The organism is Paenibacillus sp. FSL R10-2736 (genome assembly GCF_038000245.1).
GTDB lineage: Bacteria > Bacillota > Bacilli > Paenibacillales > Paenibacillaceae > Paenibacillus_AQ > Paenibacillus_AQ phytohabitans.
The window spans coordinates 909,421-934,109 of record NZ_JBBOBN010000001.1 but is presented as its reverse complement, the minus strand read 5'-3'; the positions used below and the strand labels follow the sequence as shown (position 1 = coordinate 934,109).

The 24,689-nt window shown below is 55.8% G+C and carries 21 protein-coding genes; 9 read left to right on the top strand and 12 right to left on the bottom strand.

From position 1 onward, the window contains the following. Positions 1 to 65: 65 nt before the first annotated feature. Positions 66 to 5,135, bottom strand: coding sequence for a WIAG-tail domain (locus NSQ73_RS04105; protein ID WP_340985460.1), 5,070 nt, complete (start codon positions 5,133 to 5,135; stop codon positions 66 to 68). Positions 5,136 to 5,388: 253 nt separating this feature from the next. On the opposite strand from NSQ73_RS04105, the gene NSQ73_RS04100 reads away from it, so the two are divergent. The 4 genes from NSQ73_RS04100 (at position 5,389) to NSQ73_RS04085 (ending at position 9,018) form a co-directional block, all read left to right on the top strand. Continuing rightward, complete coding sequence (locus NSQ73_RS04100; RefSeq protein ID WP_340985459.1) at positions 5,389 to 6,486, top strand: YheC/YheD family endospore coat-associated protein; 1,098 nt, start codon at positions 5,389 to 5,391, stop codon at positions 6,484 to 6,486. 91 nt (positions 6,487 to 6,577) lie between these two features. Next, positions 6,578 to 7,369 carry an archaetidylserine decarboxylase gene (asd, locus tag NSQ73_RS04095; RefSeq protein ID WP_042141610.1) on the top strand — a complete coding sequence of 264 codons (792 nt, stop codon included), beginning with the start codon at positions 6,578 to 6,580 and terminating at the stop codon, positions 7,367 to 7,369. A 396-nt stretch (positions 7,370 to 7,765) separates the two neighbouring features. Beyond that, the gene (locus NSQ73_RS04090; RefSeq protein ID WP_340985281.1) at positions 7,766 to 8,080 is read left to right on the top strand and encodes a helix-turn-helix domain-containing protein; all 315 of its coding nucleotides are present in this window, start codon (positions 7,766 to 7,768) and stop codon (positions 8,078 to 8,080) included. A 5-nt stretch (positions 8,081 to 8,085) separates the two neighbouring features. Continuing rightward, positions 8,086 to 9,018, top strand: coding sequence for an IS3 family transposase (locus NSQ73_RS04085; RefSeq protein WP_340985280.1), 933 nt, complete (start codon positions 8,086 to 8,088; stop codon positions 9,016 to 9,018). Between the two features lie 402 nt (positions 9,019 to 9,420). Here NSQ73_RS04085 and gpmA read toward each other — a convergent pair whose 3' ends face one another. Both gpmA and NSQ73_RS04075 read right to left on the bottom strand, forming a co-directional pair. Next, on the bottom strand, positions 9,421 to 10,170 hold the full coding sequence (gpmA, locus tag NSQ73_RS04080) for a 2,3-diphosphoglycerate-dependent phosphoglycerate mutase (RefSeq protein ID WP_042217227.1): 750 nt from the start codon (positions 10,168 to 10,170) through the stop codon (positions 9,421 to 9,423). Between the two features lie 331 nt (positions 10,171 to 10,501). After that, positions 10,502 to 11,287, bottom strand: a complete 786-nt coding sequence (locus NSQ73_RS04075) for an AraC family transcriptional regulator (RefSeq protein ID WP_340985458.1) — start codon at positions 11,285 to 11,287, stop codon at positions 10,502 to 10,504. A 212-nt stretch (positions 11,288 to 11,499) separates the two neighbouring features. On the opposite strand from NSQ73_RS04075, the gene NSQ73_RS04070 reads away from it, so the two are divergent. The 3 genes from NSQ73_RS04070 (at position 11,500) to NSQ73_RS04060 (ending at position 13,713) form a co-directional block, all read left to right on the top strand. Then, positions 11,500 to 12,042 (top strand): hypothetical protein, encoded by a 543-nt coding sequence (locus tag NSQ73_RS04070; protein WP_340985457.1) that lies wholly within the window; start codon positions 11,500 to 11,502, stop codon positions 12,040 to 12,042. 99 nt (positions 12,043 to 12,141) lie between these two features. Further along, a complete protein-coding gene (locus NSQ73_RS04065; protein ID WP_042141612.1) occupies positions 12,142 to 13,443 on the top strand; it encodes an aminotransferase class I/II-fold pyridoxal phosphate-dependent enzyme in 1,302 nt (433 codons plus the stop codon). A 153-nt stretch (positions 13,444 to 13,596) separates the two neighbouring features. Then, on the top strand, positions 13,597 to 13,713 hold the full coding sequence (locus NSQ73_RS04060) for a YjcZ family sporulation protein (RefSeq protein WP_209994562.1): 117 nt from the start codon (positions 13,597 to 13,599) through the stop codon (positions 13,711 to 13,713). Positions 13,714 to 13,991: 278 nt separating this feature from the next. On the opposite strand, the gene NSQ73_RS04055 is transcribed toward NSQ73_RS04060, so the two are convergent. From NSQ73_RS04055 to NSQ73_RS04035, 5 genes are all read right to left on the bottom strand, one after another. Then, positions 13,992 to 15,212, bottom strand: a complete 1,221-nt coding sequence (locus NSQ73_RS04055; protein ID WP_076247521.1) for an ABC transporter permease — start codon at positions 15,210 to 15,212, stop codon at positions 13,992 to 13,994. A 1-nt stretch (position 15,213) separates the two neighbouring features. After that, positions 15,214 to 15,960 carry an ABC transporter ATP-binding protein gene (locus tag NSQ73_RS04050; protein WP_042139777.1) on the bottom strand — a complete coding sequence of 249 codons (747 nt, stop codon included), beginning with the start codon at positions 15,958 to 15,960 and terminating at the stop codon, positions 15,214 to 15,216. Then, the gene (locus tag NSQ73_RS04045) at positions 15,957 to 17,444 is read right to left on the bottom strand and encodes a DEAD/DEAH box helicase (RefSeq protein WP_340985456.1); all 1,488 of its coding nucleotides are present in this window, start codon (positions 17,442 to 17,444) and stop codon (positions 15,957 to 15,959) included. Before NSQ73_RS04045 ends, NSQ73_RS04050 begins: the two co-directional genes overlap by 4 nt. Before the next feature lie 164 nt (positions 17,445 to 17,608). Continuing rightward, positions 17,609 to 18,385 (bottom strand): SDR family NAD(P)-dependent oxidoreductase, encoded by a 777-nt coding sequence (locus NSQ73_RS04040; RefSeq protein WP_076247519.1) that lies wholly within the window; start codon positions 18,383 to 18,385, stop codon positions 17,609 to 17,611. Between the two features lie 28 nt (positions 18,386 to 18,413). Next, positions 18,414 to 18,869 (bottom strand): chemotaxis protein CheX, encoded by a 456-nt coding sequence (locus NSQ73_RS04035; RefSeq protein ID WP_039306920.1) that lies wholly within the window; start codon positions 18,867 to 18,869, stop codon positions 18,414 to 18,416. A gap of 398 nt (positions 18,870 to 19,267) precedes the next feature. Between NSQ73_RS04035 and NSQ73_RS04030 the strand changes: the two genes are divergently transcribed. Next, complete coding sequence (locus NSQ73_RS04030; protein ID WP_042139782.1) at positions 19,268 to 20,170, top strand: LysR family transcriptional regulator; 903 nt, start codon at positions 19,268 to 19,270, stop codon at positions 20,168 to 20,170. A 59-nt stretch (positions 20,171 to 20,229) separates the two neighbouring features. Further along, the gene (locus NSQ73_RS04025) at positions 20,230 to 21,039 is read left to right on the top strand and encodes a histidinol-phosphatase (protein WP_042139783.1); all 810 of its coding nucleotides are present in this window, start codon (positions 20,230 to 20,232) and stop codon (positions 21,037 to 21,039) included. Positions 21,040 to 21,161: 122 nt separating this feature from the next. Here the strand turns inward: NSQ73_RS04025 and NSQ73_RS04020 are convergent, their stop codons facing one another. From NSQ73_RS04020 to NSQ73_RS04005, 4 genes are all read right to left on the bottom strand, one after another. Then, the gene (locus NSQ73_RS04020; protein WP_445669481.1) at positions 21,162 to 21,911 is read right to left on the bottom strand and encodes an NADPH-dependent oxidoreductase; all 750 of its coding nucleotides are present in this window, start codon (positions 21,909 to 21,911) and stop codon (positions 21,162 to 21,164) included. Between the two features lie 219 nt (positions 21,912 to 22,130). After that, positions 22,131 to 22,673 (bottom strand): GNAT family N-acetyltransferase, encoded by a 543-nt coding sequence (locus NSQ73_RS04015; protein WP_340985455.1) that lies wholly within the window; start codon positions 22,671 to 22,673, stop codon positions 22,131 to 22,133. A gap of 55 nt (positions 22,674 to 22,728) precedes the next feature. Beyond that, entirely contained in the window at positions 22,729 to 23,661 is a 933-nt protein-coding gene (locus NSQ73_RS04010) for a metallophosphoesterase (protein WP_052422083.1), read from the bottom strand. Between the two features lie 233 nt (positions 23,662 to 23,894). Next, positions 23,895 to 24,602, bottom strand: a complete 708-nt coding sequence (locus NSQ73_RS04005; protein ID WP_052422084.1) for an ion channel — start codon at positions 24,600 to 24,602, stop codon at positions 23,895 to 23,897. Positions 24,603 to 24,689: the final 87 nt, after the last annotated feature.

Here is a 24,689-nt window from a genome sequence, read left to right as displayed (position 1 = left end):
CGCTGTACTTATCAACATAAAGAGCGCAGCCGGCGGCTGCGCTCTTTGTGGTTCATCTTCCTGCTCTAATCAAACACCCGATGATCTGCAGCCGGCTTCACCAGAGGCGAACCGAGGGCGATCCAGGACAGCACTCCATAGAAGTGGGGAGTTTCGCGCAGGCGCACTACTTCAATCGTCGCGTCCCCGCCCGATCTGTTCTTCAGCGAAGCATGGAAATATGGCTGGTTGGTCATGGCGACCAGCACATAGCCGGTATGGCCGAAGCTCTCATCAAAAGATACAGTTACCTCAACACTCTGCGCGTCTCCATTAAACATGAAGGCTGTCATGCCGAACTGCTGCAGAACCTCCCGGTTCCCGGCACTCTGTACAGGACTGAACGACAGATGCTCGGGATTAACCGTTCCGGGCGCCAGATGGTCTCCGGTCACTGCACCTTGAGCAATATGATAGCTCTGCACGCTGTCTTCTTCCAGATGGCGGGATTGAATGGCAAATGAAGTGATTTTGGAAGCATCCACTGCTTCGTCCTGAAGCTCTGCACTCCCTACCGAACCTTCGGTCAGATGTTTGGTTCCGATGCTGCCAAGAGCAAGCTTCTCGCCGGTAATGCTGCCGTCCGTCAGCTGCCCTGCACCGCGCGTTTCCTCTGTGAGCTGCTCAAGCTTTTTCACAATGCCGCTGCTCAAATGACGCTCTTCCAGTGCGCCATCTGCCAGATGCGTGCCTTGGATGCTCTGCCCTTGCAGATGCTGGGCACCTACTGCACCTTCCGCCAGCTTGCTGCCGGTGATGCTGCCGTCTGCCAGCAACTCGGAGGTCAGCGTATCCTCGGCCAGATGGTCCAGACTGATGCTGCCGGAGCGGATATGGCGGCCGTCTACCGCGCCCGGGGCCAGATGGCCCCCGAATACGCTGCCCGGAGCCAGATGATAGGAACCTACTGCGCCTGCCGCCAGCTTGCTGCCGGTGATGCTGCCGTCTGCTATCTGCCCTGCATTGCGTGTCTCCGCTGCGAGATGGTCCAGCTTCTTCATAAGGCCGCTGCCCAAATGACGCTCTTCCAGTGCGCCGTCTGTCAGATGTCCGCTCCGGATGCTCTGCTCCTGCAGATGCTGGGCACTTACTGCGCCTGCCGCCAGCTTGCTGCCGGTGATGCTGCCGTCTGCTATCTGCCCTGCATTGCGCGTTTCCGCTGCGAGATGGTCCAGCTTCTTCACAAGGCCGCTGCCCAAATGACGCTCTTCCAGCGCACCGTCTGTCAGATGTCCGCTCTGGATGCTCTGCTCCTGCAGATGCTGAGCACCCACTGCACCTTCCGCCAGCTTGCTTCCGGTGATGCTGCCGTCTGCTATCTGCCCTGCATTGCGCGTTTCCGCTGCGAGAAGCTCCAGCTTCGTCACAATACCGCTGCTCAAATGACGCTCTTCCAATGCGCCGTCTGCCAGATGCTCTCCTTGGATGCTCTGCTCCTGCAGATGCTGAGCACCCACTGCACCTTCCGCCAGCTTGCTTCCGGTGATGCTGCCGTCTGCCAGCAGCTCTGAGCTCAGCGTATCTTCAGCCAGATGCTCACGCTTGATGCTGCCCGCGCGCAGATGGCAGCTGTCCACTGCTTCCGGTGCCAGGTGACCGCCATAGACGCTGCCGGAAGCCAGATGAACAGAGCCCACTGCGCCTGCCGCCAGCTTGCTTCCTCTGATACTGCCGTCCGGCAGCAGCTCAGAGCTGCGGACTTCCTGCGCCAGATGTTCCAGCTGGATGCTGCCGGAGGTCAAATGCTGCCCCCCCAGCGACCCTTCCGCGACATGCTCTCCGTGGACGCTCTGCGGCTTCAGATGTTGAGGCCCCACTGCCTCTGCCGCCAGCTTGCTGCTTCCAATACTGCCGTCAGGCAACAGCTCAGCACTTCGCACTTCGTCTGCCAGATGCTCCAGCTTAATGATACCCGAACTTAAATGCCGCTCCTCAAGCGATTCATCCGCAAGATGCTCGCCGTGGATGCTCTCCAGCTGCAGATGCTGTGAATGTACAGCTCCTGTGGCCAGCTTGCTTTCGTCAATACTGCCATCCGGCAGCAGCTCGGCGCTCAGCGTCTCGGAGGCCAGATGTGCGAGCTGGATGCTGCCGGTGCGGATATGGCGGCTGTCCACTGCATCTGGAGCCAGATGACCGCCATAGATGCTGCCCGCAGCCAGATGGAAGGAGCCCACCGCACCTGCCGCCAGCTTGCTTCCGCCAATACTGCCGTCCGGCAGCAGCTCCGCACTCCGGGTTTCATCTGCCAGATGCTCAAGCTTGATCAGGCCGGAATGCAAATGCCGTTCCTGCAGTATACCGTCAACCAGATGCTCGCCATAGATGCTCTCCTGCTGCAGATTCAGCGAGCTTACCGCACCTGCGGCCAGCTTCTCGCTGCTAATGCTGCCATCCGGCAGCAGATCTGAGGTCAGTGTATCCTGGGACAGATGTGCCAGCTGGATGCTGCCGGGCCGGATATGACGGCTGTCTACGGCACCCGCAGCCAGATGGCCGCTGTAGACGCTGCCTGCCGCCAGATGAAAAGCGCCTACAGCGCCTGCTCCCAGCTTGCTGCCTACGATGCTGCCATCCGGCAGGAGATCTGCACTGCGCGCTTCTTTCGCCAGATGCGCCAGCGTGATCTCGCCTGCACGGATGTGCTGCCCTTCTACGGCTTCCGGCGTCAAATGGATAGTCTGCACACTGTCCGGGGCCAGATGGACAGATTCCACAGCCCCCGGGGCCAGCTTCTCCCCGCTGATGCTGCCGTCCGGCAGAAGCTCCCCGCTGCGGACTTCTGCCGCCAGATGAGCCAGGCTGATGCTGCCGCCAGCTATATGCTGTCCTTCTACCGAGGATTCAGCCAAGTGGCTGCCAGCTACAATTCCGGCTGCGAGATGGCGGGAGGCTACAGCACCCTCCGCCAGCTTGGCGGCACCGATGCTGCCATCCTGAATCTGGATAGAGGATACAGAGCTAGGAATGATATGTCCGTTACCGATCGACATCGGACGGATATGCGCTCCGCCCACACTTCCCGGCGCGAGATGTCTGCCCTGCACCGATGTATCGCTGATGGAATCCGGTCCAACGGCACCTGCTGCTAAATGTTCGCTCTGCACGGCTAAAGCTGCCAGCTTTGAAGCACTCACACTGCCGTCAGCCAGCTTGATCGAGGTAACCGATAAATCGCCAAGTTTGTCTGTTGAGACACTCTCCGGCGATAATTTCAATGAAGTTACAGCATGGTCGGCCAAATGATGCGGCTGTACAATACTGGCAGCGAGGTGCGCCTCCTTCACTGCTCCGGAAGCCAGCTTATCTCCCGATACCGAACCGGACTGCAGGGCGGATGAAGTTACACTATTTTCCCCGAGATGCCTGCGCTCTACAGCTCCCGGAGCCAGATGTTCAGCGTCAACCGCTTCCTCCTGCAGCACGCGGCTGCTGATGCTGCCATCGGCCAGGTGCTTCTCTTCAACGGCACAGACTGCGATATGTTCTCCACTTACCGCTTCCCTGGCGAGGGCATTTCCGCCAACCGCACCGGTGGCCAGCTTGGCGGAAATGACACTCCCGTCCGCCAGCTTGGTTGAGCTGACACTCTGGGGACTAAGATGTTCTCCCGTAACAGAGTCATACGCCAGCTGCTCTTCCGTAACGGCCCCGGGAGCCAAATGCCCGGCAAGAACGGCATGCTGCTGGAGCTGCGCAGATCCGACAGATTCTATAGCCAGGTGGGAATTGTCTACGGCTTCGCGCTGCAGATGGGCCGAGGTGATGGCCTGCAGGGCAATTTGCGGTCCGCGTACTGCGGATTTGGCGATATGGCGTGTAGTTACCGCTTCATCAGCCAGCTTATGCGGCAGGATGCTCTGGTCCGCGATCTTGGAGGAAGTCACCGCCTGCTCAATCAGCTGTGTTGTACCCACTGCACCCTCTGCCAGCTTCACGAATGAAATACTGCGGTCCGCCAGATGCCGGCTGCCAATTTCCCCGTCAGCGATATGCTCCGCATTTACGCTCTCCGGGCTTAAGTGCTGGCTGCGGACAGCCTTCTCCTTGATCTGCCGTGATCCGACTGCTGCGTCCGCGAGATGCCCGCCGTCAATGATGCCCGCCTGAAGCTGCTCCTTCCCGATCAGCCGGGTAGCCAGCTGCTCCCGTCCAATTGCGCCAGGAGCCAGATGCTTCGATGTAATGACGCCCTCACCTACGTGGCGGCCTTCAATCACCGCGTCGCCCAGCTTGACGCCGCTGATCTCTCCATCGGCAATTTTATCACCGGATATCGATTCATCTGCCAATTTCGAGCGGTCAATGCTGCCGTTGCCGATGTGGCGGCTGACAATACTGCTGCTGAGAATTTTCTCGCCGGTAACCGCACCGTCATCCAGCAGCTCCGCCGTGATGATGAACTCACTGAGATGCCGGCTGCTGATGGCTCCGTCGGCAATCTGCCCTCCGCCAATAATCCGGTCCGCCAGCTTCTCCGGACCGATGCTGCCATTCTTCAGCTTTTCTCCGCCAATGGAATGATCCAGCAGCTTCCCTCCGCTGATACTGCCTTCCGCCAGATGCTCGCCGGCAATGGATTCCGGAGCAATCTTAGAGGAAGTAATCGCCTTGTCCGCGATGTTGATGTTCTGCACGGCATAGTCCTGCAGCCATGGCGTACCAATGATGCCGAACTTCAGCTTGGACCCGTCAATCGTGCGCGGAGCAATCTTGGCACCGGTGACTGCCGCATCGGACAGATCATCGGTATAGACGGGCTGCAGGCGCTCTTTTTCCACAGTTACAATGACAGCCGGCTCTACCAGAGATTCAACATCCTCATGCTGCTCCTGGTCCTCTTCCACTACCGTTTCCTGAATAGCCTCTGGTTCAAGCAAAGTCTGCCGGACCGCCTCCGGCGCCTCCAGGATTTCCACCCCGCTGACCTGCAGCGTCCGGTCCACAGTATCCACCGCTTCTACGGCGGCAGATTCTTTCACTTCTTGTATTTTGGGACTGCTTTTCAACATGCTAAGTTCAGTCTTATTGGGATCATCTACATAATAGAGCGGCTTTTTTGAACTGCGATGCTGATTTCTTTTGGAACTCTTCACAAGCAGTCTCCTCCTTCCATCTGTTGTTTCTCCTAGGCATCATATGCAGTAGTATGGGCTGATGACACCATTCCTCCGGCTAAGCTTTGTTAAGAAAAGGGTGTAGTGTTCAAAAGAATTTCATTCCCGCCTCTCAAAAAAGGGCATCTGCCGCCGCGCATCCGTCCAACCCTGACGGGCACGTACACACATACAATGACAGGAGACGAAAAATCAGCCGGGAAGCTACTTCAAGATAACGGGAGGAACGAACATGGGGCAAAAGCTCGTTGGGATACTGCTAAATGCCGCTGTGCACGGGGGCGTTCCCCGGTTAAAAACCGGACAGGAATCTCTGGCCAACTACGAGGAGGCCGCCGCCGCATACGGATTAACCCCTTGCTTTCTGAAGCTGTCCGGCATCGATACGCAGACCGGCTTCAGCAGGGCATATATAAAGGGTCCGCACGGCTACCGGAGTCAAGTCATCCCGACGCCGGAGGTCATCCATAACCGGGCGATCTATGACCCGGGCAGCAGTGGCGTCCAGCGGCTGCTCCGGCAGGGTATTCAGGTATACAATACATGCAACCGCTACGGCAAGGATCAGATTCACGGCCTGCTGGAGCAAAACCAGGAACTGCAGACGGTTCTGCCAGTCACATCCGCCGGAATGTCCGGCCTGAAGGAAATGATGGAGAGATATCCGGATCTCATTCTCAAGCCTTGCCGGGGAAGTGTAGGCAACGGGGTTATGCGTCTTACAAGGATCAGCGGGGCCGGGCGTTGGAAATGGAGCTACTCTCCTAACGGCTCAAGACGCTGGTACAGTGTGCCGGTGAATCAGGGCGCCATCCCCCGGGCACTCCGCGCCAGACTATCTTCGGTACCGTACCTGGTACAGGAGCGGATACCACTGGCTGAGATAAACGGCCGCCCCTTTGATCTGCGCATTACTGTACAGCGCGGCTGGGGCGGAGACTGGCAGGTGACCGGCATGTTCGCCAAGCTGGCGGCACCGGGCGGCTTCGTGTCCAACATCGCCAGGGGAGGCGAAGCACTGAGTTCGTCCTTCGCTCTGGAGAAGGCTTTCCCCGGCGAAGCAGCCGCGCGGATCCGCATGTCAGTCCTCTCCCTCAGTCTCGCCATTGCCCGTGAGCTGGAGCAGAGCCTCCCGGGCCTTGCCGATATCGGTCTGGACATCGGCGTTACGGGGAGCGGACGCTTATATTTCATCGAATGCAACGGGCGCGACCAGCGTTACGGCTTCAAGAAAGCCGGGCTCGGCCTCATCTGGAAAGAAAGCTACCGCCGCCCAATGGGCTATGCCAGATATCTGTATGAAGAGGCTGCACGGCATAACTCTTATTGATTTGTCTTCTATTCTATGTCAATATAATGCAGAGCGGGTGAGGTCCTTGGCTACCGGGACCTTGCTGCTGCATGATGGAAGGGAGATGGGCATGGTTAAACAATTGCTGCGGCTGATGACCGAGCTATCCTCACACAGATGGCTTTCCCGGGTAATGGGCGCTTTTTCCCATAGCAGACTCAGCCGCTTTATGATTCCGGTATTTATTCGTTCCTATCATATTCCTGCCGCCGAGGCGGAGAAGACTGCCGGAGAATACCGTACACTTAATGAATTCTTCAGCAGACGCCTGAAGCCGGGAATGCGGCCGGTGGCAAGCGGTGAACAGGCTGTGGCAAGTCCTGTGGATGCCATGATTACGGCAATGGGCGACATTAACTGCGGAACAATAATGAATGTGAAGGGTCAGGATTATACGCTGGAGGATTTGCTTAATCATTCACCACACCTCGAATTGTATAAAAAAGGCTATTATTTCGTCCTCTACCTGAGCCCCACCGATTATCACCGGATTCATTCCCCGTTAACCGGACAGCTGCGGGAGAGCGATTATATCCGCGGGCGGGCTTATCCCGTGAATGATTTCGGCATGCGGCATATGAAGAGTGTCCTGAGCCGCAACGAACGGCTGATTACTTATATAGCCGGCAGCTATGGCGAAACCGCCGTGGTCAAGGTAGGCGCAATGAATGTGAGCAGTATCCGCTACACGGATGAATCCGCTACTGAATGGCAAATAGGCGACGATCTGGCCTATTTCGAGTTCGGCTCTACCGTAGTTCTTCTGCTGGAGAGCGGCACCTTCACCCCGCGCCACGGGCTTACCGTAGACACGAAGGTGAAGATGGGCGAGCTGCTGGGTGAGATGCAGCGGGCAACTTAGCCGCCGGGCAGAGTCCGGCTTGAATGAAACAACTCAAGATGAATTTATGGAAGGTTTCCAGACAGACAAAGCCCCGCACAAGGATACGTGAGTGTATCTTGTGCGGGGCTTTATTTTGGGTTGAAGAAACCCTTCGCAATATCCGGACCGGATGACTCCTGCGTTTACCGTATATTTACCGTATAAAGGTGTTCCTTACCCGCTTCGCTCTCTGAGCATCAGTATACCCGGCTTACAATCGGCTCAACTGCGCTATCTTTGGTGCATTGTACTCGGTTTTTCGCATACAATCGGCGCGTCTGCCCTAACGCTGGTGCATTGCTCCACAGCCCCCTAATGAAGTTGGAGTCCTCCCCCATAAAAATGTAGACTGAATACAGGAGGAGGATGAACACAATGGGAAACTTAACAGGAACAAGAGAGAAGGCAGCGCAAGAGGTGTTGTCTGGCATTAAGGCAGCGGTGGTTGCCCGAAAATATGGGGTGACCCCAGCGACGGTGAATCAGTGGGTGAGAGATTACCGAGAGGCCCATGGGGAACAAGATCATCCGTATCCCCAGGAGCAGGTGGAGGAACTGAAGCGCCTCCTGGAAGTGGAGCAGAAATACGAGAAGGCCGTCAAGATACTCGGCGAAAAGGAGTTAGAGATTGAGATTCTGCGTGAACTGCTAAAAAAGCCAACCCCTGCTTATCCGAAAAAATCGAGGTAGCCGACATGTTCATTAAGCAGGGGAATACAGCAGCTTTGGTACTGCGTCTCATGGGGCTAGCAGAGTCCACGTACTACGACCGTAAGAAACGCAGGTCACTGTCCCCAAAGGCCGTTCAAGGGGGGCGTGGAAGACCCCAGCCAGGCTACTCCTTTAACGAGTCTGGGGAAAAGATTAGTGACGAGGAGATCCAGGAATGGCTGCTGGAATTAATCGCTGGAGAAGAGCACGTGTACGGGTACAAACTCCTGGCCAAGTGCTTGTGGAACCAGCACCGGTTGAAGCTCAATCACAAGAAAAGCTACCGGCTGTGTCAGGCGCTGGATATCCTGCAGCCCCAGCGTCAGAAGCGCTTTAAGCATCCCCGGAAGCTGCCGGAGAACCGAGTCATTACAGGAGCGGGCCAGCTCTGGCAGATGGACATTAAATACGGGTATGTGGAGGGACGTGACCGGCATTTCTTTGTCCTGAGCATTATCGATGTGTTTACCCGCGTCATCGTCGGCTACCACCGGGGATCGTCGTGTGAGGCCAAGCACGCCTGCCAGACGCTGGCGCGCGCCATGGAGCATCACTGCGCCCCTGACAGCGCACGCCCTGTGATCCGCACCGACAACGGCCCACAGTTCGTCAGCCACCTGTTTGGCGACATGTGTGAAAGCTGGGAAATGACCCATGAACGTATTCCGCCTCGAACGCCGGATTTAAATGCTTTTATTGAATCATTCCACAGTAATATCGATCGGGATTTGTTCCGCAAAGAGGCATTCGAAACGTTCGAAGAGGCCTATGAAGCGGTGGACCGGTACATGGACTTTTACAACAATCGCAGAATGCATACGAGCCTTCGTAACCTGCCGCCAGCTACCTTTGCAGAGTGGGTGCTGACCCTAGAAGACCGCTCCCGCTTCTTCTGGCCGAGAGAAAAAGCGAAATAAAGAGCATATCTACAACAAGTACTGATTTTATACGGAGGACTCCGGGATAAGGGGGTCGCACCGATTGTACTCGGTTTTTCGCATACAATCCCTCGCCTAGCCCATTTCCAGCTTAATCAAAGGGATTTATCCCTCTCATTCCCTCGTCCAGCCCATTTCCAGCTTAATCAAAGGGATTTATCCCTCTCATTCCCTCGTCCAGCCCACTTCCAGCTTAATCAAAGGGATTTATCCCTCTAGTTCCCTCGTCCAGCCCACTTCCAGCTTAATCAAAGGGATTTATCCCTCTAATTCCCTCATCTAGCCCACTTCCAGCGTAATCAAAGGGATTTATCCCTCTAATTCCCTCGTCCAGCCCACTTCCAGCGTAATCAAAGGGATTTATCCCTCTAATTCCCCGGATCACTCCGTAATCTTACTCTGATTAGCCACCTCGCGCGCTTTCTCCTGTACCTCTTCCGGCTCGCCGAGATAGAAACGGCTGATTGGCTTCACATCATCATCCAGCTTGTAGACCAGCGGGACGCCGGTTGGAATATTGAGATCCAGCAGCGCCGTCTCATCAATATCCTCCATGTATTTGATCAGGGCCCGCAGCGTATTGCCATGCGCCGAGATCAGGACGCGTTCCTTCTTGCGGATCAGCGGCACAATCCGGTTGCCCCAGAAATCGCCGACCCGGTGCACGGTATCCTCCAGGCTCTCTCCGCGCGGAATATCACCGGGACGCACTTCCTTGTAGCGGATATCATTTCTGGCATAACGCGGATCATCCGGCTCCAGCATCGGAGGCCGGACCGAGAGGCTGCGCCGCCAGATATGGAGCTGTTCCTCTCCGTATTTCAGTGCGGTTTCACTTTTGCTGAGGCCCTGCAGCGCTCCGTAATGGCGCTCATTCAGCTTCCACGATTTCTGCACGGGAATCCACAGCAGGTCCATCTCATCCAGCACATAGTTTAATGTCTTAATTGAACGCTTCAGCACCGAGGCGAAGGCAAGATCGAACGTGTATCCCGCATCCTTCAGCAGCTTGCCTGCTTTCTTCGCCTCTTCCACACCCTTCTCCGTCAGATCGGGATCACTCCAGCCCGTAAACAGGTTCTGCCGGTTGTATTCACTCTCTCCATGCCGTATCAGTACTATTTCGTACATAAGTTCTCTCCTTCTCCCGTGTGTTTATTCAGCTGCTCTTAGCGGCAGCTTCTCAGTTCTTATGCGGTTCATCCTTATATTCTGTCACAGACAGATGCTCTCTTCAACTTTACGTCCCCGGCTTCCCTGCAGCCACTGTAATAGAAGAAACGGCCCCGCCTTGAATGGGCGCGCCGTTCCGTCAGAGGTCTATATTATCTATTCCCCAAAAAGCCCTGCCGGTAATCCGGCAGGACTGACCTTCTCCCGCCTGGACGAGAAGGGCTTACATACTGTTTCGCTGTGCTCCCGGGTCACCGGGCCATCCAGCCGTATTCGGGAGCGCTGGTTGTCAGCGTATTTCCGACGGACTTTTCCCAGTGTGCTGCTTGAACTGGCGGCTGAAGAAGAAGATGTCACGGTAGCCCAGTGCATCCGCCACCTCAGTCACGTTCATACCGGCGTACAGCAAGAGATGCTGGGCCCGTTCGATCCGGGTGCGGATCACATAGGACTGAACCGAGGAGCCGGTGATCTCTTTGAACTTGATCGAGAAGTAACGCGGCGACAGCCCTGCCCGTGCGGCCAGGTCCTCTACCCGGTGCGCAGCCCCTGGATGCTGGCTGACATAGTTAGCCACCTCGTGGATCACCTCAGCCAGCTGGTTGCTGACATGGCGCTCGACCGGCACGACCTGGTCCTGCCGCAGCAGATGAATCATCAGCTGCTTCAGGATCAGGCGGCCTTCTTCCTCTGCAGCGTAGGTCTGCACCAGGAACAGGCGGACGTAACGGGCCAGCAGATGCTCGAACTCCACGGTCTCCGTCAGTTCGTGATAAGGCGCAGGGATCTCCGTCACCTCTTCAGCGACATCGAAATGAATATATGTAAGCACAAGCGGTTTCTGCGGATTATGTGTAGCACTGGTGTGATCCCCCGGGCGGAACAGGAAGCAGCTTCCCTTCCCCACCTGATAGGGCACCCCGCTGCGCACAACGGTTCCTTCCCCGCTCCAGACATAGAACAAATCATAATTTTGCAGCGGCTTCTCTCTTTTTTGCCACTTCCAGCCCGGTTCACAGACGATCTTCGCCAGGGCCGGGAGGATTACAAAAGAGGATGGCGATGCATGCAGCATATTGGTCCCTCCTAAAGTTTTGTGGGCATGCCTTCCCTGTATTCCTTCGAAATAACGGGCAGTAACACCCGCTTCGAATGCGTAAGCTTACTTTTCATAATACCTTGTCCGGTTCCCTTTTGTACATCTTCCCCTACCCGCAGGACTGTTCCTATCAACAATCTATCTGTTAAAATATAGGAATCATCCTACTATAGATCGGCGGGAAGTATATGGACTACCACTATCTCTTTCACTATTATGATGAATCCACCGGCCCCTTCCGGAATCTGTCTGACCTTTCGCCTCAATCAGCGGAGACGGTGCTGCAGGATATCCGGGAGCAGAGTAAGGGCTTTGCCAGCCAGCGTTCCGCCGATTATCTGCAGATCCGCCGCAGCCTTGAACAGAGGGCGAGAGAGCAATTTATCGCCAAAGGAGGCAAGCCGGTCCGCCGGCATCCGCATTACATGACTTTGGGGCGATGCCCCTGGCTGCAGCAGTGGTATCCACAGGGGATGGAGCTGAATATCCCGGTTGCGGCCTTCAACCCTGAGACGATCAGCTTCACCTACGGCGATTTATTTCCCACCATGCGCTATGCGGACGGCAAACCTTACCGCGGGCAGGTCTACACACTGAAAGAGATCCTTGAGGTGGTCCGCGAATACGGCCTGCCGCAGAAATGGAACGCAGCAGGAGACTCTGGCCCTGAGCGTTACGTCGAAGTCCAGATCTGGGAGGAGCCGCCCGGCTTATTCCAAAAGTATTTGTGAAAACGCGGCATTCCTCAGTGACGGCGGCAATTCACGGTGATATAATGTTAGGCAATGTTAGCGTATATATCCCAGAAGAATACCGGAAGGATGAAACTGATGAATCCACTGGCTGGACAATTGAATGACAGCATCAAGGCAGGCAATGAACATGTGTACGATATGCTCTCTAATCTCGGCAAAGCAATCTATTTCCCCAAAGAGGGAATCCTGAGCCAGTCTGCAGAAGCGACGGCTCATGCCAAGAAGTATAATGCTACCATCGGTATTGCTACCGAGAACGGAATGCCGATGCACCTTGGTGTGATCCAGGATAAACTCTCCGCCTACAGCCCCAAAGACCTGTACGGCTACGCGCCTCCTGCAGGCAAGCCGGAGCTGCGTACGGTATGGCGGGAGAAGATGCTGCGTGAGAATCCGTCGCTTGAAGGCAAATCCTTCAGCAATCCTGTCGTTACGAACGCCCTGACACACGGGCTTAGCATAGTTGCCGACTTGTTCGCAGAACAAGGGGATGCCGTCATCTATCCGGACAAAAACTGGGAGAACTACGAGCTGACCTTCGGCATCCGCCGTCTGACCGAGACCGTTAACTATCCGCTGTTCACCGAAGATATGAGCTTCAACAGCGAAGGACTGCTGGATGCGCTGCTGGCCCAGAAGGACCGCGGCAAAGCCATCGTCCTGCTCAATTTCCCTAATAACCCGACAGGGTATACACCAGGCATTAAAGAAGGCGAAGCCATCGTTGCCGCAATCCTGCGTGCCGCTGAAGAAGGCGTTAATGTCGTAGTAGTCAGCGATGATGCTTATTTCGGACTCTTTTTCGAGGATTCACTGAAGGAATCGCTGTTTGGCAAGCTCGCGAACCTGCATCCCCGTGTCTTGGCAATTAAGATCGACGGAGCTACTAAAGAAGAATTTGTCTGGGGCTTCCGCGTCGGCTTCATTACCTATGCTTCCGAGAACAAAGAGCTGCTGGCTGCCCTGGAGCAAAAAACACTCGGGATTATCCGGGCCACCATCTCCAGCGGAGCGCATCCGTCCCAGACCTTTGTACTGGATGCGCTGAAGGCGCCGGAATTCGCCGCCCAGAAGGAAGAGAAGTTCCAGATCATGAAAGGCCGGGCCAACAAAGTGAAGGCGCTGCTGGACAGCGGCAAATACGGCGATGACGTATGGACTTATTATCCGTTCAACTCCGGGTACTTCATGTGCCTGAAGCTGCTCACCGTGCCGGCTGAAGCCTTACGGCTCCATCTGATCCACAATTACGGGCTGGGCACCATCGCCCTTGGCGAAACAGATCTGCGCATTGCCTTCTCCTGCATCGAAGAGGATCAGCTTGAGGATCTGTTCGATCTGGTCTATGCAGGCATCCGCGATTTGGAGAAAGCCTGATTCCCAGCCTCTGCATACGTAAGTCAGCTCCGGATTTCCGGGGCTGACTTTTTTTGCCCTGCCCTATGGCATTGGCCTATACACGTTCTTCCCTCCGCACATACAATACGATGTACTCAAGTACAACAACTCAAACGCGAAAGGGGAATGAACATGAGCGAAGAAGTTAGAGGCGGATACGGATACGGACACGGTGCATTCACAAGCACAGGCGCAATTCTGGTTCTCTTTATCCTGCTGGTTATCATCAGCCGTTCACTCTTTGTCTAACCGGGAATAAGTCCCTGGAGGGAGCCCAGCGCTCTCTCCGCTCCCCGTGTTGCAGCATTCCCTGTTCCACCCAAGTAGAAACGGCTTTGCCGTCCTTTTAAGGACGGTGTTGTTTCAGCGAGAAATAGAAGGATAAGTTATCGTGTGAAACATATAAATTCTTATATTTTGAAATTAAGAGGAGAACTCCCTCTATATAAAAATGGCCTCACGCTCCGCGTCAGCAGAGTATGAGGCCATTTTTCATGTGCACATTTTTGTTGCTAAAAGAGTCTGTTCTACAAGTCATCCTCATCCGTCCGGGCTTCCTTGCGGGTTGAATAGGCCTTGAACAGATAGGCCAGCAGCGCTCCGCACGCCAATGTTCCCAGAACCGGCAGCGGACGCGCTCCCGCCTGAAGCAGAAGAGGCAGTCCGGTCAGCAGAGCCAGCACCAGATGCGCCCGGAATACAAACTGGATGGTTCCCTTGCTCTTGCTGCCTTCCGGCAGCGGATACACGGTCAGCCAGAACGACTCGCTGTGCAGCTTGCGCAGCGCCGTCAGCTGAATCCCCATCAGGAAGAGGAAGAAGATATAAATGCCGCTGCCGGTGTAGCTGTCCTGATTCATCCAGACCAGGAACAGGTCCAATACGGCAATCCGCAGAACGATTCCGAAGATATCGCCTCTGGCGAAGCTTTTGGTCAGGAGGAAGCGGTAGGCGGAATTCCGCTGCCAGGTTATGCCGCCGCCCCACCGGGACAGGTAGCGCCGGGCATAGACCCGCTGCTCACGTCCGGGGACATCAACGAACCAGCCGAGGACCATAAGCGCCCGGGTCCCCTGATTCTTCTCCATCGTAATCAGGCGTTCCCACGGAACAGAGTGCCGGCCGGGTACGGCCAGCGCTGCCGCGTAGGCTGCGGCCAGAATTACGATGAAGATCAGCGCGCGGACCGGCGGCTGCCATACCCAGGCCGCAACCATCAGGATGCCCACTGCCCAGCGCAGCAGGTTGTAGCCAATGGCAGCCGGCCGGGAGAGCATAGCGGTCTCCCGCCATAACCCGAAGCTGGCGAGAAGCTTCACCAGGATCAGGACCAGCAGCGTGGCCAGCAGCCCCTTATGGGATTCATCCGTGCGTATGTACAGCGGCCATAATGTAATGAGGACAAAAGCCAGCCGCAGGATCTTCCACACATTCCCGCTGACCCAGGAAGGGGCGAAGTACTCCTTCATCCGGTGGCCCTGCGGCAGCAGGAAGATCGTATCCGGAGTCTGCAGATAGGTCCGGAAGCTGCTGTGCACCGCCGCCGGCACCAGCAGGACGAGCATAATCCAGCGGATGGGAATACCTGCCGGGATATCGCGCAGCAGGGAAGTGTACCAGGCGGAGAAGATGATCAGCACCAGCAGGAACACCATTGCTACCCCGCTCTGGATGATATACCCCATATAGGGGATCAGGCTTCCTGTAAACCGGCTGCGCCGCTGCCGGCGCAGCTCCTTCAAATCCATATCATTTCCCTCCCTGAACCAGTTCGTAGAACAGCTGCTCCAAGTTCAAGCCCTGCAGCCCGGCCTTCGCGGTCATCTCGGCGAGCGTTCCCTCCGCGATTACCATTCCGCGGTGCAGCACAATGAACCGGTCGCAGTAATTCTCGATGGTGGAGAGGATATGCGAGCTCAGCAGAATGGACGCCCCGGATTTCTTCAGGTCCAGCATGAAATCCAGCAGTGAGCGGATGCCGAGCGGATCGAGGCCGAGGAACGGCTCGTCAATCACATACAGTGCCGGGCGTGCTACGAACGCACACATAATCATCACCTTCTGCTTCATGCCTTTGGACAGATGGGACGACAGCGTATCCATCTTGTCCTCCATATTAAAGAGTGCGGCCAGCTGGCTGGTGCGCGATTCATAATCGCTGCGCTCCACCCCGTAAGCTCTAGCAGTAAATTCAACATGCTCGCGGACGGTCATCTCCTCATAGAGGAGGGGGGACTCCGGAACGAAGGAAAGCGCGCTGTGGTAGCTCTCGGGATCGCTGCTGCGCGTCTTGCCCTGCACGGTAATCTCACCTTTATGCGGAGACATGAGTCCAAGAATATGCTTCATGGTTGTACTTTTGCCTGCGCCGTTCAAACCGATAAGCCCGACCATTTCACCGGGCTGAACCTGCAGGCCGATATCATGCAGCACCGGCTTGTTCAGGCTGTATCCTCCGCTTAAGCCCGTAATTTGCAATACGGGAGCTGTGTTCATTGGCCGTCACCTCTCGGGGTTTTGTTCTTGAGCCACTTCGGGGCTCCCTTGTTCTTGCGGTTCTTGTCCCGCTCCGCATTGCTGCGTGCCTTGCCTGCGGGTGATGCCGCGCTGCGCGTGCTCGCGGCAATCCCCGGCCGGTGCTGCTCACGCCGCACCGTACCAGCCCCAGCGCCAGCTGCGCCCAGCTGCCCTGCCGGAGCTTCGCCGCCCGTCCCTCCGGCTGTTCCAGCCGCCGAGGTCCGCACCTGCGGCTTGCCGTTGCGCGGCCCAGCTTCGCCGCCGCGCGGGGTAGAGCCTTCGCGGCGGCCTGCACCTGCGCCGCCGCCGCGGAATTCACTGCGCTCGCCCTCCGCCAGCGCCTTGCCAAAGGCCATTTCCCGCTCGTCCAGCTGGATATCCAGCTCGCGGGCGAATTTGCGCATGATGAACGTCTGCTGCTCCGTAACAATCGTTACGGACAATCCGCGTTTGCCCATGCGCCCCGTGCGTCCGGCACGGTGGACATAGTGCTCGGAGTCAAAGGCCGGATCGAAGCTGACGACCAGCGTCAGATTCTCAATGTCCAGGCCTCTGGCCGCCACGTCGCTGGCAACCAGCACCTTGAGCTTGCCGTCACGGAAGCGGCTCAGCACGTTTGCGCGCGTAACCTTGTCGGCATCGCCGTACAGCGCTGCGGCAGGTAGTCCCAGATGATTCAGCTTCGCGGTCACCTCAGCAATATCGTCGGTGGCATTCACGAACACAATCGCCCGCTCGGGCCTGTAGTGGCGGATCACCCGGCGCAGCATATCCACCTTGTTCCGCTCCTCGGATACCACGTAGTGATGCTCAAGACTCTGGGCCGTCATCATCCTGGGATCAATGCCCACCTCTGCGATGTTCTTCATTTCCTTGTTGGCCAAGAGCTTGGTCTCCGGTCCGATGGTCGCGGACAGCATAACCAACTGGCGTGTGCGCAGCGCGCTGCTGACGATCTTCGTCACTTCGCCCGCTCCGCTGAGCTGGAACATCTGGTCCGCCTCATCGAGAATAATCGTCGTCACCTCATGCATCTTCAGCTTGCGCAGCCCGATCAGCTCCCGCACGCGTCCCGGTGTACCTACAACCAGCTGGGGATGCTCGCGCAGCTTGTCAATCTGGCGTTTGATCGCCGCCCCGCCGATCAGCCCCATCGCCCGGATGCCCCGGTGGGCTCCATAGCGCTCTGCTTCGCGGAGAATCTGCATCGCCAGCTCCTGGGTTGGTGCCAGCACCAGCTTCTGCACCGATTTCTGGTCCGGATTGATCCCTTGCAGCAGCGGCAGCAGGTAGGCCAGAGTTTTGCCTGTCCCTGTCTGGGATGCGGCCAGAACATCTCTTCCTTCCAGCAGAAGCGGGATCGTCTGCTCCTGTACAGGGGATGGTTCGGTGATGCCGAATTCAGACAATCGGGCAACGAGGTCTTCCTGAATGCCGATAGCTGCAAAAGAAGCTTTATTCATAATAGTAATTCATCCTTTTCGCTTAAGATAATATGTTCATTATATGCCAAAAAGGCCTCTCCACCAAATGGAAGGCCATAAGTTCCAATCTACGCCATATTTTATATATGTAATTCCATCCTGCATGCAAAAGGGGACAAGCCGTTTGCTTCATAGCTGAGCAATCATTTTCTGTTCATTGCGTTATAGGTCAGCTTATCCGCCAGCCGCGGAAACAAGCCGTATAGACGAATCCCGAAGGCTGCCAGACCGGGCAGATCCACTTCTTCCTTGCCTTTGTCCATCAGCTTCACGATCTTGGCAGACACATGCTGCGGAGTCATCATGATCCGGCTCACGCTTTTCTCATAATTGCCTGAAGGATCGGCGGTCTTGAAGAATTCGGTGGCGATGGGTCCGGGGTTCACGGCCGAGACAATAATTCCGCTCTTGCGGAGCTCCTGGCGGAGCGCATTGGTGAAGCCGAGAACAGCATGTTTCGTAGCCGTATAGGCAACTGCGCGGGCTGTGCCGATTTTGCCGGCCATAGAGGCCACATTCACGATCTGACCGCTGCCGCGCTCCAGCATATGAGGCACTACCGCCTTGGTGCAGCGGACAATCCCCATATAGTTCACGTCCATCATGGCATCGAATTCGCCGGACTCCATCTCCGTAAAAGCCGCAAATTTGCCATAACCGGCATTATTGAGAAGAATGTCGATTCTGCCGTACTGTTCAAGAATCTCCGCGAAGGTACGCTCCACTGCCGCCTCATCGGTCACATCACAGACGAACAGTCCAAAAACGCCCGGTATCCCGGCCGCGGTTTCTTTCAGCTTGTCTTCCGAACGGGCCAGCAGAATGGGAACGGCCCCACGCTGGCTGATCATCTGTGCCGTAAGCGCACCGATACCGCTCGAAGCTCCTGTAATAACAACAACCTTGCCTTGTAATGCCATGGAATGTGTTCAGCTCCCGAATATCCGCCTAAGAGATCATAACCTGAATATCAAGCTCCCCGATGCCTTCCATCATAAGCGGAATACTCAGCGCTCTGCGCGGAAGGATGGACATGCTCTCTGTCTTCATTAACTTCGGCGGTGTAATGTCTACCGAAACCCCTTGATTGGAGAGAATAGTACTGGCATTGCCGCTGATCATGTTGCCAAGCTCCGAAATGGCACTCTGGCCCATCTCGTCCATTTCCGTAATCACATAGCCGCCCATCATGGCCGAAACCATCTTAAGCGCCACGTGCTCGGCGATTCCGAAGATAATATTCCCGCTGAGCTGACCTGTCATTCCCACTTGAATCCATATATGATTATCGATCAGTTCAATGTCCTTAATACCCAGAATACCGGTAGACGGCGAGACTTGTATCACCTGTTCAATTACAATTCGTGCAGACTCTAGAAACGGATTGATTACTTCTGCTTTCATGAAAGTGCTGTCCCCCCTCGACCAGGCTTTAGTCATATACCAAAAGTCCTAAGCAATAATGATTTATTATACTTCATATATCGGCATTATTCATCAAAAATTAATGGTCTTGTCGAATGAATTCACAAGATAGTTTGGACGGCGACATTGCCCTGCCGGGTGTAATCTCCTATAATTTAATCAAATGCCAACACTGAACGTAAGATTTGCGGCGCATTTCCCTCCGGGTGCAGCATTCACTGCGTATTTCCCCCTCATTCCTGGCAGACAATCCGCAGCATGCAGACCCTGGCCCATCAAGCTGTTAACGGCGCAAACGTCCTCTGGAAAGAAGTCACTTTCCCACAACGATACCAATATACGGCGGCACCAATCCGGTAGCCATTAGGGGGCAGTCCATGAATATCAGCCAGCTTGAAACACTGATTACCATTTCCAAAACCATGAGCTTCCGCAAGGCGGGAGAACTACTCAATTTGACCCAGCCGGCGGTTTCAGCACAGATCAAAAGTCTCGAAGAAGAATTCAAAACCCAGCTTGTGGACCGGAATCAGCCTGTAACCCTGACAGACCGGGGCCAGGTATTCCTCACGCATGCGGAGCAGATTGTAGGTATCGTTGAAGAGCTTAAGCAGCGTCTTGCGGATCTCGAAGAGAATCCCCAGGGGCATATTATTCTAGGCACGACCACCTCCATTGCCATTCAGATTCTGCCGCGGATTCTGTCCTATTTCCAGGACCAGTTCCCGCATATCAAAACCTCGATCTCGTCCATGTCCTCTTCACAAATCTATCAGCATGTCGAGAACGGTCTCGTCGATGTCGGCATCGGCTATCTGATCGGCCGCAGTCCCGGAATGACAACTTCCGTCCTATATTATGATACCTTTGAACTGGTCGTCTCGCCCCGCCATCCTCTGGCCCAGGTCAAATCGGCCGGTATTGAGGCGCTTGGCAAAACACCGCTTATCCTGCTGTCCCCGGACACCGTCGGCCGGAGATTCGCCGATGAAGTACTCGCCAAACACGGTATCCAGCCCCAGGTCATCATGGAGCTGACCAGCAGCGAAGAGGTGAAACGGATGGTGGAGCTGGATCTCGGGGCAGCCGTTATTTCCAAACAGTCTGTAACCGCCGAGGTCCGAAGCGGTACGCTCAAAATCGTCCCGATCATCGAGCTTGAGGTCACTCACCCTGTAGGCGTCATCACCAAATCCGGCAAGTATGTCAATTCGGCCATGAGACAGTTTCTGAGCGATCTTAAGGGAATGCCCGAAACCCAGTTCATCGGCTCAGAGTAACTATTAATCAGCAACCTGCAACCTATTCTGCCACCTTGGCCTAAGGAGATGTTACCTCTATGAATTTCGACCTGCATACCCATCATTTCCGCTGCGGTCATGCTGACGGAAGCATCAGGGATTATATTGAAGCCGGGATAACCGCGGGTCTTGATGTGATCGGAATTTCCGATCACACACCCTATTTCGGAAGTCCGTCCGAGCAGGCTTTTCCGCGTATCGCGATGGCCAAATCGGAGCTTGTCCACTACGTGGAGGAAGTACTGGCTCTGCAAAAGGAGTACGAAGGCCGCATTGATGTCCTGCTCGGCATTGAGTCCGACTATTTCCCCGAGCATGCGGAGCTGTACCGGAAGACGCTTGCCGCCTATCCGTTTGACTATGTGATCGGTTCGGTGCACAGCGTGGACGGCAACAGCATCTTTAATAAAAGCCGCTGGAAGGGTCTGGGTCCAAAGCAGAAGCTGGCAGCCAAAGCGGAGTACTACCGGCTGATTGCCGAATCCGCGCGCAGCGGCATGTTCCAGATCCTCGGACACATTGATGCGATGAAGGGCAACTACCCCCAGTTCTCGGAAATCTCCGCTCCCCGGGAGATTGATGAAGCCTTAAGCGCAATCAGCGAATGCGGGCTGGCCATCGAGATCAACACCTCGGGCGGCACCAAGCTGTGCGGCGGCTGGTATCCGTCGGATGAGATCCTGGAGCGGGCGCTGCATTTCGGCGTGGAGGTCAGCTTCGGCTCCGATGCCCATAAGCCTTCCCGGGTGGCTGATCAGCGCAATAACGTCGCCGCGCGGCTTAAGGAGATCGGATTTAAGCACTGGGTCTACTACAAACGGCGCGAGAAAATTACAGTAGGACTATAGCTGTAGGATAACGGAGACGGCTTAATTCTCTGCTGGACAAAATAAATGCACCGCATGCGGTCCGGCTGTTGACGATGCTTGCCATCGTCCGCCGTTACCGCTGCGGTGCATTTTTGCTATGGTTATTCCTTATTCAGATTATCGCAGGTGAAGCCCTGCTGCTTCAGCGTCCGCCCGGCGTCGCCGTACTGCGGATTCAGGGCATAGAAGCGGGCAATTGTACTGCTCCAATCCCTCTCGGTCAGCCCTTGAGCCCTAAGCGATTCGCGATGGGTCTCATTGTACTCTTGGATCAGGGCTTTCTGATCAGGGTCATATGTTTCTTCATGATACACAGCCGCCATAGGCAGGCGCGGCTTCTTCGGCAGCTCTTCGCCCGGATAGCCGATACACAGGCCGGCTACTGGGAATACATATTCAGGCAGCTGCAGCAGCTCAATCACTTCCGCTGTGCGGCGGCGCACGCCGCCGATCGGGATAATCCCCAGTCCCAGCGACTCCGCAGCAGCCACCGCATTCGCTAAAGCGATGCCGACATCGGTTGCACCGACCAGCAGCGCATCCACATCTCCTGCCGCTTCAAACGGCTGGTCTTCCAGCTCTGCCGCCAGCCGGGCCCGGTGAAAGTCCATGCAGAACACCAGGAATACCGGCGCTTCGGCCACATGCTTCTGGTTCCCGCTCAATACCGACAGCTGCCGCTTCCGTTCTTCGCTGCGTACCGCAATGACCGATACCTGCTGGCCGTTCACCCAGGATGGTGCGGCCTGGGCTGCCTCAATTATGGTCTTCAGCTTCTCTGGTTCTACCGCCTGCCCGGTATATTGCCGGAACGAGCGGTGGTTCGTAAGTAGTCTAATCACTTCGTTCAAGAGCTATGTCCTCCTCGCCAAATGCTGTTTCTGTATATCCATCATAGCCTAATGACTCCGGCTACCGCCAGCAGAAAGCGGTGATACCGGAATCCGGCATAGGGCACGCCACAAAAAAATGGACCCGAATCATCGGGTCCCAGCAGCAGTTATATTTTCAAAAGGGGGTCATGTACTTAGTTTAACCGGAGACTGTTAGAGTTTGATAACGGCATTATTTCATTTGTGTAACATTGTGAAGACTTTCATTACATCGCCCGAGCCGTCCGCCATCGGCAGTGTCCGCTCCAGGGTCAGACCGTTCTTGAGCATCACCTGCTCCGATCTGAGGTTGTCCCCGCGGCAGCGTCCCTCCACCTTCAGCAGCTCCAGTTCGCGGAACCCGTAGGCCAGCAGCAGCCCCAGTGCTTCAGTGGCGAAGCCGCGCCCCCACCATGCAGGATTAAGCATATACCCCAGCACCGCCTTGCCCTCATGCCGGTTCCAGTTCTGCAGGGAGACCGACCCGATCAGCTCCCGCTGTCCTTTGAGATAGATGCCTGTATGCAATGCGCAAGGGTCATAACCATGCAGCATCCGGTTCACCAGCTTATCCAGAACGCCCTGCTGGGAGGATGAGCCCTGGCGCAGCTGAATATGCGGCTGCACCTCCGGATGGGAGAGCAGCGCCCGCAGCACTGCACCGTCAGCGGATGCCATACTTTTCAGTTCTACCGCCGCTCCCTGCAGCGCCATACCCATAATCGCTTCATAAGTGCTCATGAACTTCACCCTCTTCTGCTGCTCTCGTTAAGCCGCATCCTCAAGCTCTGCCGTCTTACTCCCGGCGCAGAGTCAGTACAGTAAGCTCCGGCCGGCACATGAAGCGCAGCGGCATCATGGTTTCGCCGAATCCCCTGTTCACATACACCGGCATCGCCTTATTCTCTGTGTAATACAGGCCGTCTATGTATTTCTGCGAGCCGTAAGGCGTGAACGGCGCACCCAGCAGCGGCAGACGGATCTGACCGCCGTGGCTGTGCCCCGAGAGCTGCAGGTGAAACGGATACCCTTCCGCCGTATCGGCGTAATCCGGCTCATGCATCATCAGCACCGTGAACGTGCCGTCCGGGATGCCCTGGATTGCGGCCTCCGGGTCCGGCTTGCCATGCAGCATATCGTCCAGTCCAGCCACCGCCATCACGGCGCCGCCCTGATTGATCAGGTAGGACTGGTTCCGCAGCACCCGGAAGCCGGATTCGTTCAGCAGGCGGGTAAGCAGCTCCGTATTCTTGTAATCATGGTTGCCCAGGATGGCGTACTTGCCCAGCGGAGCTTCAAGCTCTGCCAGTATAGCGACCGAGTCTGTCAAATCCTCGGCGTAGCTGTCCACAATATCCCCGGTGAAGCAGATCAGATCCGGCTTCTCCTCCTTGATGTGCTTAGTCAGCCGGGCCAGATCATGCGCATCCTTGTTGAAGCCCAGATGCACATCGCTGAAATGAACGAGCCGGGTACCGGCAAAAGCCGAAGGGAGATCCTTCAGCGGCAGCTCCCTCCGCGTAATCTCCAGCCAGTTCGGCTCGCCCTGCCAGGCATAGCCGCCGGTAAGCAGGCCGGCGCCAACTACGGTTGCCGCCCCCCGGGCGAGGAACTGGCGGCGGGTCATTTTGCGGCCGCCGGCCCCCTCTTTCTGCGGAGGGGTATGACCGCCGGTGCCTGCTGCCGGCAGGTCAGACCTGGGAGAGCCCCCGGACGATTTTGTACTCATAGGGAGATTCTCCTTTCTATCCTGAAATCTATTCGGTTAATGCCGCTTATGTTCGTATACAGAGCATGCTGCGCTTATTGGCAATATTTCCTCCGGTTCATTCATCAGCGCCTGAGATACGGCTAATCGTCAGGCTAATCCGCTGGTTCATCAGACATCTTATTGCTTCCAGGCCGCTTCGGCGGGGTTCCGGCATCCGGTGCTTCCCGTTCATCCGGTGCTTCCTTTTCTTCCTATTCTTCCTGCTCTCTCTCCTCATGCTTATCCGTTACAGCTTCTTCCACTTTGTCATCAATGTCCACTTCTATAGCCGCCTCAATCTCCTCTTCAGTGGTGCCGGGTCCGAGAATTTTGCGGAACAGGCCCAGCATGGACAGGGCATAGGCAACGGTTATGAAGCTGAAGCAGATCTGCATAACTACAACAAGCCGCGAAGTGTTATCTATGGGGGCCACATCCCCGTAACCGACTGTCGTAAATGTAGCTACGCTGAAGTACAGGAAGGTGATCAGCTGGCTGAGCAGATCCTGGCCTATCCCCTCGCCCTGGAAGGAGGACTGGCCAAACAGCTTATATATGGATGTATATACGACTGTAAAAAAAATAATGCAGGTAAACGCCGCGATGCTGATCCGGACCAGTGTCTGCTGCAGCCTGACTTCCTTGCTGTTGGAGTCCTTGATCTCATGAAAAATAAACAGAATATAGAACAGGACCGAAGCCAGGACAAAAATCAGAATCAGACCGCGCAGTCCCCGGTTGCCGGGTACAATGGTGCCCAGATCGATCAGGTTCAGCAGATCCTCAACCGAAATCAGGGCATAGATCAGAATGGGAGCCAGCAGAACGCCTTTGCCCATCCAGCTCAGCTTAATCCGGAGAAACCACAGCGCCAGCAATATGATTACAGCAAAATTGAAAATCCATATCCACCACGCCATGCCTTACTCTCCTGTTCTACGGCCCCGGACTCCTGTCCTGCCCTGAAGGTACCGTTATCCTCCACGGATAAAATGCTGCGACCCGTC

What these genes read in the sequence shown, in the direction of transcription:
- NSQ73_RS04100 (WP_340985459.1), top strand. Translation starts at nt 5,389, where the DNA reads ATGGGGCAAAAGCTCGTTGGGATACTGCTAAATGCCGCTGTGCACGGG.
- NSQ73_RS04085 (WP_340985280.1), top strand. Translation starts at nt 8,086, where the DNA reads ATGTTCATTAAGCAGGGGAATACAGCAGCTTTGGTACTGCGTCTCATG.
- NSQ73_RS04050 (WP_042139777.1), bottom strand. Translation starts at nt 15,960, where the DNA reads ATGAACACAGCTCCCGTATTGCAAATTACGGGCTTAAGCGGAGGATAC.
- NSQ73_RS04030 (WP_042139782.1), top strand. Translation starts at nt 19,268, where the DNA reads ATGAATATCAGCCAGCTTGAAACACTGATTACCATTTCCAAAACCATG.
- NSQ73_RS04060 (WP_209994562.1), top strand. Translation starts at nt 13,597, where the DNA reads ATGAGCGAAGAAGTTAGAGGCGGATACGGATACGGACACGGTGCATTC.
- NSQ73_RS04045 (WP_340985456.1), bottom strand. Translation starts at nt 17,444, where the DNA reads ATGAATAAAGCTTCTTTTGCAGCTATCGGCATTCAGGAAGACCTCGTT.
- NSQ73_RS04065 (WP_042141612.1), top strand. Translation starts at nt 12,142, where the DNA reads ATGAATCCACTGGCTGGACAATTGAATGACAGCATCAAGGCAGGCAAT.
- NSQ73_RS04025 (WP_042139783.1), top strand. Translation starts at nt 20,230, where the DNA reads ATGAATTTCGACCTGCATACCCATCATTTCCGCTGCGGTCATGCTGAC.
- NSQ73_RS04075 (WP_340985458.1), bottom strand. Translation starts at nt 11,287, where the DNA reads ATGCTGCATGCATCGCCATCCTCTTTTGTAATCCTCCCGGCCCTGGCG.
- NSQ73_RS04035 (WP_039306920.1), bottom strand. Translation starts at nt 18,869, where the DNA reads ATGAAAGCAGAAGTAATCAATCCGTTTCTAGAGTCTGCACGAATTGTA.
- NSQ73_RS04005 (WP_052422084.1), bottom strand. Translation starts at nt 24,602, where the DNA reads ATGGCGTGGTGGATATGGATTTTCAATTTTGCTGTAATCATATTGCTG.
- NSQ73_RS04010 (WP_052422083.1), bottom strand. Translation starts at nt 23,661, where the DNA reads ATGAGTACAAAATCGTCCGGGGGCTCTCCCAGGTCTGACCTGCCGGCA.
- NSQ73_RS04040 (WP_076247519.1), bottom strand. Translation starts at nt 18,385, where the DNA reads ATGGCATTACAAGGCAAGGTTGTTGTTATTACAGGAGCTTCGAGCGGT.
- NSQ73_RS04070 (WP_340985457.1), top strand. Translation starts at nt 11,500, where the DNA reads ATGGACTACCACTATCTCTTTCACTATTATGATGAATCCACCGGCCCC.
- asd (WP_042141610.1), top strand. Translation starts at nt 6,578, where the DNA reads ATGGTTAAACAATTGCTGCGGCTGATGACCGAGCTATCCTCACACAGA.
- gpmA (WP_042217227.1), bottom strand. Translation starts at nt 10,170, where the DNA reads ATGTACGAAATAGTACTGATACGGCATGGAGAGAGTGAATACAACCGG.
- NSQ73_RS04015 (WP_340985455.1), bottom strand. Translation starts at nt 22,673, where the DNA reads ATGAGCACTTATGAAGCGATTATGGGTATGGCGCTGCAGGGAGCGGCG.
- NSQ73_RS04090 (WP_340985281.1), top strand. Translation starts at nt 7,766, where the DNA reads ATGGGAAACTTAACAGGAACAAGAGAGAAGGCAGCGCAAGAGGTGTTG.
- NSQ73_RS04055 (WP_076247521.1), bottom strand. Translation starts at nt 15,212, where the DNA reads ATGGATTTGAAGGAGCTGCGCCGGCAGCGGCGCAGCCGGTTTACAGGA.